The following is a 16235-nucleotide window of genomic DNA, read 5'->3' on the forward strand; positions in this document are numbered from 1 at the left end:
CTTTTTAGGGGCAGGTTAGTTGAGCAATAAAGATAAAAATCATTCTATATTGAATGCTTTTTATCTTTATCATAATTCGGTGATGTACTAGGGTGTGTTAATATGCGGTTTAATACTTTTTCAGTAAATGGCATAAAGTAATTGAGTATCAGCCCCCCTAAACAAACGGTTAATAAGGTTCCAACGCCAATTGGTCCATTTGATATCATTGCCATTATCAAGAATGCGAGGTAAATGGCTGTTCTCGAAAAAAATATATTTGTTTTCGTTAATTCTTGTATGATTAATGTTAATCGGTCAACTGGAATCGGTGCAAAATTTGTGTGTAAATATGTTGCCGTTCCTAATCCTATAACAACCAAGCCGATTCCAAAACAAATAACTTTGCTGTACCATAATTCAGGTGTTATCAAATTGTGCAATAAAAAAAGCCACATATCAATCCCGATACCCGTTATAAATGCTGTTAACAACCCCAAAACTTCTGGTCTTTGCCTTTTTAAAAATGAATTAAAACATATCAAGATCAAAGCTATTATGATTTCCCAACTTCCCACAGTAAGCCCCGCATTTATGGATAGTCCCACCAAAAGTGCATCAAAAGGTGAAGTCCCAAGATCTGATTGTATAGTGAAAGAAATACCAAGGGTTAATATTAAAATTCCAAATACATAAAAAACATATTTCACTATACCGCCCCCTTTATTTTTTTGTTGCAAACACAACAAAATTACTTTAAATTTAATATAGGTCATTTTTATTGCATTTGCAACAAAAATACGTGCTAAGGAGTTCATTATGAAGGAAATTCTTCGTGAAATTGGAATGATAGCAAGGGCATTAGATTCCATAAGCAATATCGAATTTAAAGAACATGACCTTACAAAAGGGCAGTATTTGTACCTTGTGCGAATATGTGAAAATCCAGGAATGATTCAGGAAAAGGTAGCTGAGATGATAAAAGTAGATCGAACAACAGCAGCTCGTGCTATAAAAAAACTTGAAATCAATGGCTTTATTGAAAAAAAAGAAGATAAACACAACAAAAAAATTAAAAAGCTCTTTCCAACGGAGAAAGGAAAAAGTATTTATCCTTTTATAAAAAGAGAAAATGATTATTCCAATACCGTTGCATTAGAGGGACTTTCGGAAAGAGAAGTAGAAACCATTTCCGATCTTCTTCAAAGAGTAAGAAAAAATGTAGAGAAAGACTGGGAATTTGTAAAAAAGGGAAACAAGAGAAATTATTGATTATATAGAGGAGCGGCATATTTAAATGACTATAAATATTAAAAAGTGTACCCTAGACGATTCACGCATTCTTCAAGAAATTAGTTATGAAACATTTAATGAGACATTTAAGCATCAGAATTCACCCGAAAATATGAATGCCTATTTGGAAAGGGCATTTAACCTAAACCAATTAGAAAAAGAATTATCCAATACTTCTTCGCAATTCTTTTTTGTTTATTTTAATAATGAAGTCGCTGGATATTTAAAGGTCAATACCAATGATGCTCAAACTGAAGAAATGGGTGATGATTCACTTGAAGTCGAGCGGATTTATATAAAGAACAAATTTCAAAAACATGGGCTTGGTAAGTATCTGCTAAATAAAGCAATGGACATGGCGATGGAACGTAATAAAAAGAAAATCTGGCTGGGCGTATGGGAAAAAAATGAAAATGCCATTGGTTTTTATAAGAAAATTGGGTTTGTTCAAACTGGAGCCCACTCTTTTTATATGGGTGATGAAGAACAAACGGACTTTATAATGACCAAAACAATCATAAAGGTGCATCATTGATAAATAATGAAGGAAATCCAAATTCAAACAAATGGCAGAACTGATCGAAAAGAGATTAAAAAACCACCTATAAGCTTATTTAACCCTCAAATTCAATATTTTTGAAAAGTACTGCACGACCGGTTAAATACGAATTCGAACTCATTATTCACTTTATTATTTACCCGAATTACATGAAGGATTCATGCTGCTGCCGGTTTTATTCGGAGTATATTTCTTCTTTCAAATCTCATACTAAAGATAAGAAGGAGGGGTATACATGGCAAAACGAACAAAGAAAAATGATGCAGATCAAAAAAACAAACAAGGGTTTGATTCAAGCAAAACTGATTCTGAATTCTCCAAAGAATTCGGCAGTGCAAATGCCAATCAAGCACATAAAAATAAAGCAAAAAAAGAAAAAGCATCTAAAAATCAAGGTGAGTGGAAAGGCATGCATTGATGCCTGCTCGAGTACGCTTATCTTGCTTCAAACTTTTTACTTAACTTTATGTAAAGGAGCTTATTTAGATGACTCAATCTAAGCGACAACAAGAACGCCAATGGAAAGATCGTAAACAATCTCAGAATCCACATGGTAAGGTCCATTCATTTGAACAATTAGCTGAAGATACGGGCAAAAATGAATCTGAAACTAAGTAAAACGGTTCTTTTTTCGTTACCTAAAGGCCATAATCATCGATGATTATGGTCTTTTTATGTTTTTATTACGAGCTGGATTTTTAGAATGATTCGTATGTATCCCCTTAAGTAGATACTGTAAAAGACAAAGACTACATAAAAATGCGGAGTATTACAAAACCTTTTAGTAAGGAGTTTTTTGGAAGGGGGGAAAGATCAGAAATATGTTTTCATTACGGGGAGATGCTCATAAAATTTATCTTCAATTAAAAAAAGCATCAAACAAAGACCGTTCTTTCAAAGGGATGAAGAAACTGATTGAAGTGGAAGAAATTCAAAATTTTTATAATTCGATTGATAGCGATACGTTAAAAAAAGTTTATTATTGTATGATAAAAGAGAAAAACGGATCGGGGATCATTCCTATTATAATATCCTCTGGGCCTTGGCTTTTTCTTCTGTTTTCAAATCAATTGCAAGATTTCCTTTTTAAAGATGGGAGTTTGCTTTGGGTCGTCTTTAGTATAATATATATTTCCATTCTTTCCATAAGTGTGTTTCTTCACTTTCATGAAAGATCATGGTCTTTTGTTCATATTGAAATCATTCAAGAAATTTTACATGATCGAAAAGGGATAAGGGATAAGGGATAAGGCCTGAGGTTCCCTCAATTTTTCGGATGATAGTTATCTACAAACTCAGCGATTCTTTAATAAGAATCGCTTTTCTTATTGAACTAATAGGATAGGTTACTTTAACAAAAGTCATGTAAAATATAATAAAAAAGCGTGTAGTAGAGGAGTCAGAAAATAATATGGAATGTTTTTGTGAACAAAAAGAAACATATGAGTTGAAAGTTGAAGGGGATGTTGGGGCGGACCCTATATGGTGCAATCAATGTGGTTGTAACTTGGATATAGAGGACATTTTAATTTCAAATACGTTAACAAATGAATTGATTGAATGGGTAAATAGGTATGGTGAATGGATTGATTGGGATGAAGATAAATTGCTTCCTAATGGGATTGAACTTGAAGAAGAACACAATAAACAAGGCTTAACTTTAACGGATAAAATTAAGAAAGAACTTGAAGGGAAATATAGAATTAAATTTTCACCTTCGGCAATGGCAAGAATGTATGCAAATAAAAATCATTAACCCTTATTCCACGGAGCTGTCTTTAAGGCAGCTTTTTCTTTATGCAACTAACGGGGGCAGGGGAGTTCATGAAGGACAAATGGAAGTTTATATCGAACTTAATGAAGTAAGAGCTTAATAAATGGTAAAAGAGGGATAACAATGACTGTTTCATTCAACCCCGTTTCCAAAGATGAAAAGCATATTCTTCAGAATTTATATTCGCTTTATTTACATGACCTTTCGGAGTTTACCGAGGGTTTAGACATATCAACAGATGGCTCATTTGAATTTGATTCATTTGAATTAATTTGGAAGGAGGAAGGATTAACCCCATACTTTTTGAAAAAAGATATGAAAATTGCAGGGTTTTTATTACTGTTAGAAAGGCCGTTTTTAAATAAGGACTATGATTACAGCATTAATGATATTTTCATTTTAAAAAAATATAGAAGAAAAGGTGCTGCAATATCATTATTAAAGGAATTGTTTAAACAAAAAAAAGGTAGTTACTTTGTTGTTCAATTAGCCAATAATATCCCTGCTGTTATATTTTGGAGAAAGATTTTCAGTGAGCTAAATATAGATTTTGAAGAAAAAAAGCAAATTGTCGATAATGAAGAATGTTTGGTTCAATCCTTTCAAATTTAAACAGATAAACAACGGGTGCGTTAGCTAAAGATCGGAGCTGTCTTTAAGGCAGCTTTTTCTTATGGAAACTATCGGGGCAGGTTAGTGTAACTGTAGTGTTACAAAAAAGATTGATCATTTAGAATAAAGTTCGGATAATTTATATTAAAGTTTGATAAAAATAACCTCTTTGGATTCTCAACTGTAAGAGGTTATTTTTTAGTAATGCTATTTATTGAGTTTGTGGTTTCTGTTGATAGTTTTTAAATTTCAATCGTGTATATGAAATAATGCCGGACAATAAGAAGAAGCTGATAATCGTTCCTTCACGAATATTGATTGGTAAATTGTATAGTAGTGATATTGTTATTGATAGAATAATGGAGAATAAATCGACACAATATCTGTATTGAGAGAAAGGGCGTTTTGTTAATTCAGCTATTCGTAAACATAAACTTTCAATAGGAAAAGGAATAATATCTAATGATAAAATAATGCCTGTTGTTCCACCGGCTAGTATCGCACCGAAAATAAATAGTCCGATTCTTACTAAATAATTCTCTACGTAAATCGTACCGAAAATAGTATAGAGGAAAAAATTAATAACCATTCCAAAGAACAAGCTGGAAATGAACATCAAAGTGAATTTTCTAAAATCCTTTTTTTCGCATAGGCAGATATAACCGAACAGAAAAATGAGATTTGCAATGAATGTAATTGTGCCAACTTTGATGGAAGTCCATTCAGATATTGATAAATTCATCGCATTAAAACTGCTGACACCAACATCAGCTTTTAATGTAAGACTGATGCCAATAGCACTTACTATATAGAGTAGAATCGATTGAATTACTTTTTTCATGATTATTCCTCTAATAAGTCCATTATTTGCATTAAATTTGGTATCGTATATGTGCTCTTAGGTGAACATGATTTAGGCATGCTTCTCTTAGGGTTAAACCATACACAATCAATTCCGACATTGATAGCTCCTTGAATATCCGATGTTAAACGATCACCTATCATTAAAAATTCTTCTTTACTGCTTGTATGCAGGGCATCAAAAATATAGTGAAAGAAATGGGGATTCGGTTTTTCATAACCAATTTCTTCGGAGATAAAAAGTTGTTCAAAATATCCTTGTAGCTTGGCACCTAATAATCTTTTTCTTTGAGTCTTTCCTACACCGTTTGTTCCAATATATAATTTATAATCTTGCTTACTTAAAGCATTTAATAATTCATGTGCATGGGTGACGGCCTTATGTCCTTGGTTTAAATGCCCACGGTACATAGCTTCAACTTTTGCTCCGTTTTCATCTATTTGAAATTCCTTCAAAAAAAGTGAAAAACGCGTTGTCAGCACTTCTTCACGAGAAATCAAGCCTTCCTCTAATTGATGCCATAATCCATCATTAATGCGCTTATAACATGCAATTGTTTGTTTGTTATAGGGCAACTCGTACAGCGTAATAATTTGTTTTAAAGCCTTTTCTTCTGAATCTTGAAAATCAAGTATCGTATCATCTAAGTCAAAAATAATATGTTTGTATTTCTTCATCCCAATCCACCTCTTGGTAGTAATATATCGAAAGGAACAATATAATAATAGGAGATATCTCATATTGAGGTGATAAAATGGAAAAAATCAATTTGAAGGATTACGCTGAAAACTTTGTGGATATATATAATGATATTCAAGAAACTTTTCCGAAAGCAGTTTTACATCAGGCTTTTATTTGTAAGTTTTCTTCTAATGAATATATAGTGCGCTTTGATGAAGATATTCAGTACTTATTTTTATTATTGGATGGGCGGGCAAAAATATATATAGTACACGAAAATGGAAAACGTGCGCTGATTCAGTTTCTAAAGAAAGATGATTTTATTGGTGAATTATCCTTGATTGAGGTGGAAAAGAATTTAAAAGATGTTGTGGCTATAAATAACTGCACTTGCTTAGCGGTTCCACTGGCTTCATCGAAAAAGCATCTGTTAAATGACAATCGTTTCCTCCATAATTTATCAAAATATTTAGGTGATAAATTACTTAAAAGAACGGATCATTACACAGATATGCAGGATTATGAGTTCAAAAATCGATTGGCCAAATATATTCTTCAAATAGAAAACGATGGATGCTTTCAAGAGAAGCATACCGAAACAGCAGAATACGTGGGGGGAAGCTATCGACATTTATTATACACACTTAACCAATTCCAAGAAGAAGGATTATTAGAAAAAAAAGGAAGAGGATATTTTATCATTAATAAAGAAAAGTTAGAAAGATTAAGTTCAAAAAAGGATTAATTTAGTATGATTTGATAACTTGAAATATAAACAAGTTGTTACACTTTTTATCACAGAAACGAATACCGTATTCGTTTTCAAATTAAAATAGCTAATGGAATATTTACTACCACCATTAAAATTTAAAATTAACCAAATCTTTTGCATTTTTTCATTCAACCAAAGTTTTTAACATAGCCTAATAAAATAAAATATTGATAAGATGAATTAATATTCTGTTTGTGATGTCCCTCACTTTAACTAACTAGCGCGTTGGCTGAAGATCGGATCTGTCTTTAAGGTAGCTTTTTCTTTTGGCAACTAACGGGGCAGTTTGGTTGAGTAAGGGCTCAGATGGTTTTTACTAATTGCTGTTTCTTGTTTATTTGGTATGAGTGCATGCAGCAAATGTGTTGGGGATTATTGGGTATTTATAATTCTTTACTAATCGTTCTAAAAAGGGTATTATTTAATCACGGTTTGAAATTCATGTGTTTATTTTAGAACGCTCATTCTATAATGGATTATGACGTTTGTTTTTGTTAGTATTGGTTCATGGATTTTTTAAAGGAGAAATAAAATGGCTAGAAGTAAAGAGTTTGACGAAAAGGCTGTATTAAGAAAAGCAATGGAGCTTTTCTGGGAACAGGGTTATGAAAAAACATCCATGCAAGATTTGGTGGATCATATGGGAATACACCGCAGGAGTATATATGATACATTTGGTGACAAGCGTTCATTGTTTTTAGCTTCCCTTAATCACTATGAAGAGCTCATCGTCAATGAGATGGAAAGGATAATTAGTAGCACTTCATCCATTAAACAGACGATACGTGATGTGTTTATTTTCGTACTGAATTCCATTGAACAATACCCAAAAGGTTGTCTATCAGTAAATGCAGCCATAGAATTATCTTTGCTGGACAAAGAAATTGGACGCATAGTCACAAAAATGTTTAACCGTACTGAAGATATGTTTAATAACCTTATAAAACGGGGCCAGACTAGTGGAGAGCTATCAAAAGAAATCGATTCTGATAACACATCTCGTTTTTTACACAACAATTTGGTAGGTATAAGAGTACTAATAAAAAATAATTACAATAAAAAAGAATTAGAAGGCATCATCACTCTAGCACTTTCAGTGTTGGACTAGCTTTCTTTTTTTTACCCTTTTTAGAACGTTCATTCTAAAAATGAACATGAAACAAACCATCATAATGCATACTTATAAAACCGTTTTTTAATTTCTAAGGAGGAACACAATAATGACTAACTTTAAAATACCAGCAGAATCAGAATTTATTGAAGCAAATGGAACTCGTTACGCATATAGAAAATTTGGTACACAAGATGGTATACCAGTAGTATTTCTTGTTCACTTTAGAGGAACGATGGAAAACTGGGATCCAAACATGCTTGAACCTATTGCAAATACACGCCCAGTAATCTTGTTTGACAATAAAGGGGTTGGTGAGACCGATGGACTAACGCCTACTAAAATTGCGGATATGGCTAAAGATACAGCAACATTTATAAAAGCTCTTGGATTAGAACAAGTTGACATTCTTGGTTTTTCCATTGGTGGCATGGTTGCACAAGAGCTAGCTTTACAAGAGGGAGATTTAGTAAGAAAAATCATTATGGCAGGTACTTCGCCTGAATCTGGTATTAATCCAAATCCAGAAATTTTGGAAAGAATGAATCGTCACGGCGGAACGGAAGAAGATGGAATAAATGATTTTATGTTCTTTTTCTACGGACAAACCGAAACAAGTAAATCTGCAGGAATGGCTTCACTACAAAGAATTTTTAATCAGAAAAAAGTAAACAGTTCAGAACAAGTAAAAGAGGCACAATTACAAGCCATTGCAAAATGGGCTAAACAAAAATCCAATCATGATTATGAATGGTTACAAAACATCAAACACCCTGTACTTGTTACTAATGGTGTTAATGATGTGATGGTACCGACTAAAAACAGTTATATCTTAAAAGAGAAATTACCCAAAGCACAGCTGATTATATATCCTGATTCTGGTCACGGGCACCTGTTTCAATTTCCAGAACTATTTGCAGAACACGTAAATTCATTCCTTGATTCTAATTCTTATTAAAAAGGAGTATTCATATGAGCAGATTATTTGAAACAGTTCGTATCGGAAACATTGACTTGAAAAATCGTATAGGAATGGCTCCGATGACTAGAAGTAGAGCTTTACCAGATGGTACACCGAGCGATTTAATAGCAGAGTACTATGGTCAGCGTGCTTCAGTCGGTTTAATTATAAGCGAAGGAACCCAACCTTCAGATGATGGGCAAGGTTACACTAATACACCTGGAATTTATACAGAAAATCATATTAAAGGGTGGAAAAAAGTAACTTCTAAAGTTCATGGTGAAGGCGGTCATATTTTTGTTCAGCTTATGCATGTGGGACGTGTATCACACCCTGATAACACACCTCACCACCGCCAAGCAGTTGCACCGTCAGCTATTGCACCTGGTGTAGAAATCTTCACGGCAGAAGGAATGAAAGAAATTCCAACACCAAGAGAATTGAGTGAGCTTGAGATAAAAGGTGTTATCAATGAGTTTCGTTTAGCAGCACGTTCAGCAATTGAAGCTGGTGCAGACGGAGTTGAAATTCACGGTGCGAATGGTTATCTGATCCAACAATTCCTTAGTGAAAACTCCAATCATCGTCAAGATGCATACGGTGGTACGATTGAGGGGCGTTCTCGATTCGCTATTGAAGTAGCTAAAGCAGTTGTTGATGAAATAGGAGCAGAAAGAACAGGCATCCGTTTTTCTCCTCAAGGAACACTGCAAGGCATTGATGAGGGGGAAAATAGCCTTGAGATGTATCGCTATTTAATAAGTGAATTAAATAAGCTTAACCTTGCATATCTGCATTTAATGCACTTCGGAAACGAGCAATTCCTAAAAGATGTGCGTCAACTTTGGGATCAATCACTTCTTGTTAACCGTCCAGGCCGTCCTCTAGATCAACTTTCGTCTGATGTAGATAATAATCTTGCAGATGTTGTCACAGTAGGCACTTGGGTACTAGCTAATCCAGACTTTGCAGAACGGATTCAATCAGGTGCTCCCCTAAACGAACCTGATAAAAACACGCTCTATGCAGGAGGAAAAGAAGGTTATACAGATTATCCTTTCTTAAAATAATTTATTTAATATGAATATCCCGTCCAGGGATATTCATAATCCTTTTTCTTAGGTTCGTTATGAAAAGATACAAGTGCGTTAAATAAAAAAGTGGAGGATTGTAATGAAAGCTTTAGCAGTTGAAAACTACGGTAAAAATCCAAATTTTTTAGACTTCCCTATGCCCAAAATAAATAATGACGAGGTCTTAGTTGAGATATATGCGGCAAGTATAAATCCTCTTGATACAAAAATTCGTAAGGGTGAATTAAAATTATTATTGAAATACAAGATGCCTTTAATTTTAGGAAACGATTTTTCTGGAAAAATTGTTGAAGTAGGTACTAGTGTCACGAAGTTTAAAGTCGGTGATGAGGTATATGGTCGACCTAGAGCAAATAAAATGGGAACTTTTACTGAATATCTCTCTGTTAACCAAGAAGATATTGCATTAAAACCTAAAAATTTAAGTTTTGAAGAAGCCGCCTCCATCCCTCTAGTCGGATTGACATCCTACCAAGCTTTGCATGATATTCTGCGAATTGAAAAAGGACATAAAATATTAATACATGCAGGTTCAGGGGGAGTAGGAACATTTGCTATCCAACTTGCAAAACATATGGGTGCTTTTGTCGCAACTACAGCTAGTGATGGTACTGATTTGGTGAAATCTCTTGGCGCTGACGAAGTTATTAATTACAAGAAAGAAAAGTTCGAACATTCGATTCGTGACTACAACGCAGTTCTTGATACCATTGGGGGGGCGACATTAGAGAAATCATTTCTAACATTAAAAAAAGGAGGAAAGATTGTTTCTATATCTGGAATCCCGAATGGTCGCTTTGCTAAAGAAAACGGATTTAGTTCATTAAAAAAAACCTTATTTTCCATTGCAAGTTATAAACTTACGAAGCTAGAAAAAAAACATAATGTCCAATACACGTTTCTTTTTATGAAGCATAGTGGAGAGCAGTTAAAAATTTTAACAGAAATGTTAGAGTCAGAAGTAATTAAGCCTACACTTGATAAAATTTTTATTTTCGAAGATGCCCAAAAAGCATTGGAGTATGCAGAGACTGGAAGAGCAAAGGGGAAAATAATACTCAAATTGAAATAATCAGTCTTATCTAACAAACCTTTCCTTAGGTAGAAAGGTTTATTTTTTTAACTTATCGAGGTTGCTTATATAACTAACGGGTGTTTACTTCTTTAACAGGAGCTGATCAGCAGCTCATTTCTTATGCAACTGTGCATAAACAAAAGAAGCTGCCCGATGGCAGCCGGATCTTCAATTAAGCACCCGTTAGTAAAATAAGTACCTTATGGATTGCAATGCACCTATTTGTCATATTATTTTTGTACTTGAATCACTTTATTTCTAAAAATCATTGCTAGAACGACTGCATAATTCGTGCGATTTCTTTTTCTAAAACAACGGGCTCGTTTGCGTAATTGTAAATTCCTAAAAACTTCTCTATAGCCTCTGGATGGGAACTGATTAGCTTGTTGACAGCATCCTGTTGTTCAGATATGCGTTCATTCTTCGAAATTTGGCATCCCATGTGAAACCGAACCATAAACTCATCTTCTATTGCCTTTTGATATTCTTCAGACATTTGATTTGATTGATTGGATTGTCCCTTATACTTTAATAGAATATTGGATAATAAACGTGCTCCACATATAGCATCATGGATACCCTGCGCCATGCCAGGATCTTTAAAACAAACTGCATCCCCAACCAACGCCCATCCTTTTCCCATTCCTTTATACCAGTAATTATCATATCCTAGAATGCCTTTGACCGGTTCTACTAGATCTGCATTTTTCAAGCGCGCCCCAATTGTTGTATTCGGAAAGTTATCTGTTAAGAAATTGCGTAGACAGCTCTCCGGATTTAATTTCAACCGTTCTATCAATTCCTTATTTTCTAATGGGAAAATGCCGACAATAACATATAAATCATCATTCGTCGGAAAGAGAATGGCTGTGTTATCTTTTATCTTGTATACTTCAAATTTAGGGACATTATCGTGGCGAAATCCAGAGAAATACCCGAAATAGATGCCGACTGTTGCCGGAATACTTATTTTGAGTTCACTTTTTACCAGCTTGCGAATAATAGAGGAACGGCCGTCTGCTCCGACTACCAGGCGAGCTAAAAATTCTTGTTTCTCGTTGTTGCCGCCTAAACCTTTCACGCCTATTACTGTTTCGTCATCACGAATGACATCCGTCACACGAAATCCTTCTAAAACGGTTACATTCATTTGAGATTTGGCTTTTTCAAGTAGAATATGATCGAGATAAGTTCTTCTAATACAATAACAACTGTCCTCTCCGTAGACCTCGGGGATGAGACCTTCTATCACGGTATCCTCAAATTGAAATTTAATATCCCGTACCGGTGGTGCTTTTGTTTCCAATAACATGTCCAGGACACCTATTTCTCGAAGAAGAGCGACAGTATTATTGAAAAAGGTATGGGTTGATAATGTGTCCCTTGGAAAAGTCGATCGGTCCACTAACAACACATGGAAACCTAACTTAGCAAGATAGATTGCCAGGGTAGAGCCGGCACATCTAGCACCGGTAATGATGACATCATACTTCTTATTCATCGTATCACTCCATTTTTAAGTACAATTATTAACTTGCTTATCCATTAGCAGACTTCTAAAGTTAATGCTCCTATGAATTAAAGTAATGAGGGAAATTGATAAGAATATACTACATACATAAATTATGGAAGTTAAAACCAAATAAGTAAAGAGAATTCCAACCTGAAAAGTCGATCTCCTCTACGTTAAGGAATCGACTTTTTTTACTTCTTCTTATAGAACTCCCTCAGTTAATTAAGTATTTCTTACGATTGCTCGCTTATTCTTTTTTCTTTTTATCCCCCTCTCACTAGAGAATCAAAAGGAAAGTAGTGAAATTATAGCATGTCTTATTCAACCTGCCCCGTTAGACTAACGGGGCCAGAAATTTCAATGATAAACCGAATTAATCCCACGGTATAATATGTAATGTAAATACATAAGAGCCTAACAAGGGGGAGTTATTAATGTTTCAGTTTTTCTTATTGTTGGGATAGTAAGTATTGTTATTTAGGTGTTTTTATCGGAGCATGGACCGATGGACAACAACAAAGAGCAAATTTTCATTCAGAAATGACAAAAAATCGAAGCTTTAGAACGAAAATAGCATTAATCTCAGGTCTCATAGCTGTAATCTGTTTGGGTATTTCTGGATTAGTATACTTTGTATAACTAATACTTTGTTCTTCAACTAACGGGCCTTGAAGGTTGCTGTGGCAGCCTATTCTTATGGCACTATCGGGGCAGGATAGCTGAAGTGTGCTGTTTGACCTTTGTTCAGCAATTGGGCCATATTCTTGAATAAGAGAAGAGATTAATCAAAAGAATCGAACTATAAGTTTTTCAATTAACGGGGCCAGGATAGCGCAATATTTTGCTTGCGGTTATAATGTTCAAAAACGGATATTTAATGGCTCCAATTCATATGATGTATACCAGTGACCTGTGTCGGAATATTCTTAATAGGAAGGTAAGGTGTGTAATGAAGGATCCTAATAAGATTTACAACACTGCGGTGGAGGCAACTTTGGAGGTGATTGGAGGAAAGTGGAAACCCGTAATTCTCTTTCATCTAACATTTGGAAAGAAACGTAACAATGAATTGAAAAGCTTAATACCCGCAATTACTCAAAAAATGTTAACGCAGCAACTTCGGGAGCTTGAAGAGGAAGGCGTCATCCTGCGCATTTCTTACAATCAAGTTCCACCAAAAGTCGAATATGAGTTAACAGACTACGGCTGGAGTCTAAAGGAGATCCTGCATCTGATGTGTAGGTGGGGGGATTCGCATATAGAGAGAAAGTACGGGGGAAGAGCTACCGTCCTAGCCAATCCACAGCTTGAAGACGTACATAACATATAAGGAGCCGACCTAATATACAAGGCCGGCTTTTTGTTTATGGGATAACTTTACGTTTGCGGAAGTCGTCGAAGATATTCATGAACATCGCTTCGGTATCGACGTATTCGTGAAAACCTAAGCGGCGGGCCTTAGTTCCGTCGGCGAAGAAATCGTAATCCCAAGAGAACACGAAATCACCGAATCGCCAGGAGGATACGTCTTGATAGGAGTGCCGAGCAAGCCCATGGTTCTTGACCATTTTGTTCCAGAGTTGCTCCTTGTCCGCCATGACAACGTCCAGTGACATCTGCAGCGGAGGCGCCGTCTCCAAGCCGAAGTAGTGAGCGATCTTCGGCCATAATTCATTCCAACGGAACAGATCGCCGTTCGTGATGTTAAATGCCTGATTAGCACAACGCTCTTCAGTCGCCGCCCATACTGTTGCCTTCGCGAGAAGCCCCGCATCTGTCATCTCCAAAAGGCTGTCATAGGCACCTGGTTTGCCCGGAAACCGTAGCGGAATTCCAAGCTCCTTCGAAATTGAGGCGTAGATCGCAATAACCATGGCGAGGTTCATCGGATTTCCAAGCGAGAAACCGCAGACTACAGAAGGACGGAGCGCCGACCAAGTCCAAGCCTTTCCTTTTTGCCTTTGTTCTAAGAAATCTTGCTGATCAATATTGAATTCGGGTGGCATATGGTTAGCGTCTGTCTCACGGGCAGGGGTCTTGAACGGGCCGAGATGTGCGCCGTATACCTTGTATCCCTGCATCAAACTGACATGTTTTAAACCCGGCGCGATTGGTTCTATCGTTTCTACGGTATTCACTAGCATGGCGAGGTTGGGAGGAACAAGTTCGGCCCAAGTTGGACGGTCCTGATAGGCGGCATAGAAGATGTGTGTTACCTCAGTTAAACTGTTTAGCTTCTCGCGGGTGTCGTCTATATTGAGTAGATCCGCAGCCACATACCGGACACGGCCGACAGACTCTCCGCCTCGACGCGATACGCCGATCACGTCCCAGTCAGGGAGAGTAATGAGGTGATCAATAAGGTTGCGTCCGATAACACCATTTGCGCCTACGACCAAGGCGACTTTGCGTGTTGTTTGAGATTCATTATTTATAGTGTTTCAGCTCCTTCTGTATTGTGCTTTGTTCACTGTTATTTTGCATCAAAAAACCACACTTGAGAAGTACGCACTTTGAAGTACMATAAGCACTTTTTTGTAATCCAGGAGTGCTTATAAGACATATATTTTGTATTAATAACATCAAAAAAGCCATCATTTTATAATAATGCTAATTTACTAAATTGTTATATGATCCTTTCACTTCTCTTATTCGTTCTTGCGCTAACGGGAAGGTTAGTAAAATAGCTTAGAAGCCATTTTTGCAGCTCTTTCATATTTTTCAATCTTCCGCAATCGGGCCATTTAATTGAAAAGCACGTTTTGAGATTGTGAAGAAATGTACTTAAACTAACGGGGCAGGTTAGTTCAACAAAAAAACTTTGTTATGTTTGGGTAATTATATTTTAGTTAGGGAGGTTTTTAAAATGCAGTCTATTGGTTTATCTATTGTTCTTTATATTATTTCGTTATTTATTCTTTATATAGTTATTGAAACAGCAGTCAGAAGAGGTATTAACAGCTCAATTATTGGTGAATTACTTGAAAAGAAGTATGGAATTAAAGATATAAAATCTTTTCTCGATGATGACTTAGACAATAATAAATAAAACGGATTTTTAAGCTTAACAGGTGCGTTAGCTGAAGATCAGAGCTGTCTTTAAGGCAGCTTTTTCTTTATGCAACCATCGGGGCAGTTTAGTTCCATAAGAAACCCAATAAAGTATATGGTATAATATGTAATAAAGATACATAAGAGCCTAACGAGGGAGAGTTTTTAATGTTTCCAATATTAGAGACAGAAAGACTAATACTAAGAGAAATAACAAAAGAGGATGCAGAAGGTATTTTTGCTTGTTTTTCTAACAACAATGTAACACGTTATTATGGACAAGAAACATTACAGAGTATAGAACAAGCAGAGAAGTTCGTTGATTTCTTTTCAAAAAACTACGATGAAAAAAGAGGCATACGCTGGGGGATTGAAAGAAAAGAGTCCAAAGGCATAATTGGAACAATTGGCTTTAATGCTTGGTTGCCTAAACATAAAAGAGCAGAAATAGGGTATGAAATCCATCCAGAGCAGTGGAGAAAAGGATATACTTCAGAAGCAATATCTAAAGTTCTTTCATATGGCTTTGATGTTATGGATTTAACTCGTATAGGTGCTGTTGTATTTATTGACAATGAAGCATCTAATAATTTACTAACTAAAATTGGTTTTCAAAAAGAGGGAGTTTTGAAGAAATATATGTATCAAAATGGTGAAGCACACGATACCTATGTCTATTCATTACTTGGAATTAATAAGTAATTAAAGTCCTTCAGCTAACAGGTTTAGTTTAAAAAAGGGTTGCTGCGGCAACCTTTTTTGTATGAAAACACAATAGTAAAAAAGCCATGCTAAAATAAACCCTCCATATTCTCATTTTTTTTTGATGGGGGTAAATGTACTATGTCGTTATTTAACTGGTTATGCAGTTTGTTGTTCAGATGGAGCGATTGTATAG

21 protein-coding genes are annotated in these 16235 nt (G+C 35.4%); 16 read left to right on the plus strand and 5 right to left on the minus strand.

Going from position 1 to position 16235, the window contains the following annotated elements; genetic code table 11:
* Positions 1-44: 44 nt before the first annotated feature.
* Positions 45-689: a YczE/YyaS/YitT family protein gene (locus AC1DVB_RS13930; protein WP_477589650.1), complete on the minus strand. Its 645-nt coding sequence runs from the start codon at positions 687-689 to the stop codon at positions 45-47.
* Between the two features lie 109 nt (positions 690-798).
* Here AC1DVB_RS13930 and AC1DVB_RS13935 point away from each other — a divergent pair, with 109 nt between their 5' ends.
* The 7 genes from AC1DVB_RS13935 (at position 799) to AC1DVB_RS13965 (ending at position 4217) form a co-directional block, all read left to right on the plus strand.
* Positions 799-1251: a MarR family winged helix-turn-helix transcriptional regulator gene (locus tag AC1DVB_RS13935; protein ID WP_057279061.1), complete on the plus strand. Its 453-nt coding sequence runs from the start codon at positions 799-801 to the stop codon at positions 1249-1251.
* 25 nt (positions 1252-1276) lie between these two features.
* Positions 1277-1807 carry a spermidine/spermine N(1)-acetyltransferase gene (gene paiA, locus AC1DVB_RS13940; RefSeq protein ID WP_328119565.1) on the plus strand — a complete coding sequence of 177 codons (531 nt, stop codon included), beginning with the start codon at positions 1277-1279 and terminating at the stop codon, positions 1805-1807.
* Positions 1808-2066: 259 nt separating this feature from the next.
* The gene (locus tag AC1DVB_RS13945; protein WP_034310968.1) at positions 2067-2249 is read left to right on the plus strand and encodes a hypothetical protein; all 183 of its coding nucleotides are present in this window, start codon (positions 2067-2069) and stop codon (positions 2247-2249) included.
* Between the two features lie 68 nt (positions 2250-2317).
* Complete coding sequence (locus AC1DVB_RS13950) at positions 2318-2449, plus strand: DUF6254 family protein (protein WP_221408402.1); 132 nt, start codon at positions 2318-2320, stop codon at positions 2447-2449.
* Between the two features lie 203 nt (positions 2450-2652).
* A complete protein-coding gene (locus tag AC1DVB_RS13955) occupies positions 2653-3081 on the plus strand; it encodes a hypothetical protein (protein ID WP_477589635.1) in 429 nt (142 codons plus the stop codon).
* Between the two features lie 161 nt (positions 3082-3242).
* The gene (locus tag AC1DVB_RS13960) at positions 3243-3587 is read left to right on the plus strand and encodes a hypothetical protein (RefSeq protein WP_057279058.1); all 345 of its coding nucleotides are present in this window, start codon (positions 3243-3245) and stop codon (positions 3585-3587) included.
* A gap of 141 nt (positions 3588-3728) precedes the next feature.
* Entirely contained in the window at positions 3729-4217 is a 489-nt protein-coding gene (locus AC1DVB_RS13965; protein ID WP_063574975.1) for a GNAT family N-acetyltransferase, read from the plus strand.
* 211 nt (positions 4218-4428) lie between these two features.
* On the opposite strand, the gene AC1DVB_RS13970 is transcribed toward AC1DVB_RS13965, so the two are convergent.
* Together AC1DVB_RS13970 and AC1DVB_RS13975 are read right to left on the minus strand one after the other, a co-directional pair.
* Entirely contained in the window at positions 4429-5058 is a 630-nt protein-coding gene (locus AC1DVB_RS13970) for a YczE/YyaS/YitT family protein (protein ID WP_095679950.1), read from the minus strand.
* A 2-nt stretch (positions 5059-5060) separates the two neighbouring features.
* Positions 5061-5756 carry a YjjG family noncanonical pyrimidine nucleotidase gene (locus AC1DVB_RS13975; RefSeq protein WP_477589638.1) on the minus strand — a complete coding sequence of 232 codons (696 nt, stop codon included), beginning with the start codon at positions 5754-5756 and terminating at the stop codon, positions 5061-5063.
* 77 nt (positions 5757-5833) lie between these two features.
* On the opposite strand from AC1DVB_RS13975, the gene yeiL reads away from it, so the two are divergent.
* From yeiL to AC1DVB_RS14000, 5 genes are all read left to right on the plus strand, one after another.
* Positions 5834-6505 carry a transcriptional regulator YeiL gene (yeiL, locus tag AC1DVB_RS13980; protein WP_057279054.1) on the plus strand — a complete coding sequence of 224 codons (672 nt, stop codon included), beginning with the start codon at positions 5834-5836 and terminating at the stop codon, positions 6503-6505.
* 559 nt (positions 6506-7064) lie between these two features.
* Positions 7065-7640 carry a TetR/AcrR family transcriptional regulator gene (locus tag AC1DVB_RS13985; protein ID WP_477589640.1) on the plus strand — a complete coding sequence of 192 codons (576 nt, stop codon included), beginning with the start codon at positions 7065-7067 and terminating at the stop codon, positions 7638-7640.
* Positions 7641-7752: 112 nt separating this feature from the next.
* Positions 7753-8601: an alpha/beta fold hydrolase gene (locus tag AC1DVB_RS13990; protein ID WP_477589642.1), complete on the plus strand. Its 849-nt coding sequence runs from the start codon at positions 7753-7755 to the stop codon at positions 8599-8601.
* Positions 8602-8615: 14 nt separating this feature from the next.
* A complete protein-coding gene (locus AC1DVB_RS13995; RefSeq protein ID WP_095679953.1) occupies positions 8616-9674 on the plus strand; it encodes an alkene reductase in 1059 nt (352 codons plus the stop codon).
* Between the two features lie 103 nt (positions 9675-9777).
* Positions 9778-10770: an NADP-dependent oxidoreductase gene (locus AC1DVB_RS14000; protein ID WP_095679954.1), complete on the plus strand. Its 993-nt coding sequence runs from the start codon at positions 9778-9780 to the stop codon at positions 10768-10770.
* Between the two features lie 274 nt (positions 10771-11044).
* Here the strand turns inward: AC1DVB_RS14000 and AC1DVB_RS14005 are convergent, their stop codons facing one another.
* The gene (locus AC1DVB_RS14005) at positions 11045-12274 is read right to left on the minus strand and encodes an NAD(P)/FAD-dependent oxidoreductase (RefSeq protein WP_477589645.1); all 1230 of its coding nucleotides are present in this window, start codon (positions 12272-12274) and stop codon (positions 11045-11047) included.
* A gap of 501 nt (positions 12275-12775) precedes the next feature.
* On the opposite strand from AC1DVB_RS14005, the gene AC1DVB_RS14010 reads away from it, so the two are divergent.
* Together AC1DVB_RS14010 and AC1DVB_RS14015 are read left to right on the plus strand one after the other, a co-directional pair.
* Positions 12776-12925, plus strand: coding sequence for a DUF5316 domain-containing protein (locus tag AC1DVB_RS14010; protein ID WP_221408430.1), 150 nt, complete (start codon positions 12776-12778; stop codon positions 12923-12925).
* Positions 12926-13235: 310 nt separating this feature from the next.
* Positions 13236-13616 (plus strand): winged helix-turn-helix transcriptional regulator, encoded by a 381-nt coding sequence (locus AC1DVB_RS14015; RefSeq protein ID WP_053537382.1) that lies wholly within the window; start codon positions 13236-13238, stop codon positions 13614-13616.
* Between the two features lie 34 nt (positions 13617-13650).
* Here the strand turns inward: AC1DVB_RS14015 and AC1DVB_RS14020 are convergent, their stop codons facing one another.
* Complete coding sequence (locus AC1DVB_RS14020; protein ID WP_034310999.1) at positions 13651-14721, minus strand: SDR family oxidoreductase; 1071 nt, start codon at positions 14719-14721, stop codon at positions 13651-13653.
* A gap of 431 nt (positions 14722-15152) precedes the next feature.
* Here AC1DVB_RS14020 and AC1DVB_RS14025 point away from each other — a divergent pair, with 431 nt between their 5' ends.
* Positions 15153-15335, plus strand: coding sequence for a hypothetical protein (locus AC1DVB_RS14025; protein WP_057277276.1), 183 nt, complete (start codon positions 15153-15155; stop codon positions 15333-15335).
* 170 nt (positions 15336-15505) lie between these two features.
* Positions 15506-16039 (plus strand): GNAT family N-acetyltransferase, encoded by a 534-nt coding sequence (locus AC1DVB_RS14030; RefSeq protein ID WP_057277275.1) that lies wholly within the window; start codon positions 15506-15508, stop codon positions 16037-16039.
* Positions 16040-16235: the final 196 nt, after the last annotated feature.

It is taken from the genome of Peribacillus sp. P4_D6 (assembly GCF_056401795.1).

What these genes read in the sequence shown, in the direction of transcription:
- AC1DVB_RS13935 (WP_057279061.1), top strand. Translation starts at nt 799, where the DNA reads ATGAAGGAAATTCTTCGTGAAATTGGAATGATAGCAAGGGCATTAGAT.
- paiA (WP_328119565.1), top strand. Translation starts at nt 1,277, where the DNA reads ATGACTATAAATATTAAAAAGTGTACCCTAGACGATTCACGCATTCTT.
- AC1DVB_RS13945 (WP_034310968.1), top strand. Translation starts at nt 2,067, where the DNA reads ATGGCAAAACGAACAAAGAAAAATGATGCAGATCAAAAAAACAAACAA.
- AC1DVB_RS13950 (WP_221408402.1), top strand. Translation starts at nt 2,318, where the DNA reads ATGACTCAATCTAAGCGACAACAAGAACGCCAATGGAAAGATCGTAAA.
- AC1DVB_RS13955 (WP_477589635.1), top strand. Translation starts at nt 2,653, where the DNA reads ATGTTTTCATTACGGGGAGATGCTCATAAAATTTATCTTCAATTAAAA.
- AC1DVB_RS13960 (WP_057279058.1), top strand. Translation starts at nt 3,243, where the DNA reads ATGGAATGTTTTTGTGAACAAAAAGAAACATATGAGTTGAAAGTTGAA.
- AC1DVB_RS13965 (WP_063574975.1), top strand. Translation starts at nt 3,729, where the DNA reads ATGACTGTTTCATTCAACCCCGTTTCCAAAGATGAAAAGCATATTCTT.
- AC1DVB_RS13970 (WP_095679950.1), bottom strand. Translation starts at nt 5,058, where the DNA reads ATGAAAAAAGTAATTCAATCGATTCTACTCTATATAGTAAGTGCTATT.
- AC1DVB_RS13975 (WP_477589638.1), bottom strand. Translation starts at nt 5,756, where the DNA reads ATGAAGAAATACAAACATATTATTTTTGACTTAGATGATACGATACTT.
- yeiL (WP_057279054.1), top strand. Translation starts at nt 5,834, where the DNA reads ATGGAAAAAATCAATTTGAAGGATTACGCTGAAAACTTTGTGGATATA.
- AC1DVB_RS13985 (WP_477589640.1), top strand. Translation starts at nt 7,065, where the DNA reads ATGGCTAGAAGTAAAGAGTTTGACGAAAAGGCTGTATTAAGAAAAGCA.
- AC1DVB_RS13990 (WP_477589642.1), top strand. Translation starts at nt 7,753, where the DNA reads ATGACTAACTTTAAAATACCAGCAGAATCAGAATTTATTGAAGCAAAT.
- AC1DVB_RS13995 (WP_095679953.1), top strand. Translation starts at nt 8,616, where the DNA reads ATGAGCAGATTATTTGAAACAGTTCGTATCGGAAACATTGACTTGAAA.
- AC1DVB_RS14000 (WP_095679954.1), top strand. Translation starts at nt 9,778, where the DNA reads ATGAAAGCTTTAGCAGTTGAAAACTACGGTAAAAATCCAAATTTTTTA.
- AC1DVB_RS14005 (WP_477589645.1), bottom strand. Translation starts at nt 12,274, where the DNA reads ATGAATAAGAAGTATGATGTCATCATTACCGGTGCTAGATGTGCCGGC.
- AC1DVB_RS14015 (WP_053537382.1), top strand. Translation starts at nt 13,236, where the DNA reads ATGAAGGATCCTAATAAGATTTACAACACTGCGGTGGAGGCAACTTTG.
- AC1DVB_RS14025 (WP_057277276.1), top strand. Translation starts at nt 15,153, where the DNA reads ATGCAGTCTATTGGTTTATCTATTGTTCTTTATATTATTTCGTTATTT.
- AC1DVB_RS14030 (WP_057277275.1), top strand. Translation starts at nt 15,506, where the DNA reads ATGTTTCCAATATTAGAGACAGAAAGACTAATACTAAGAGAAATAACA.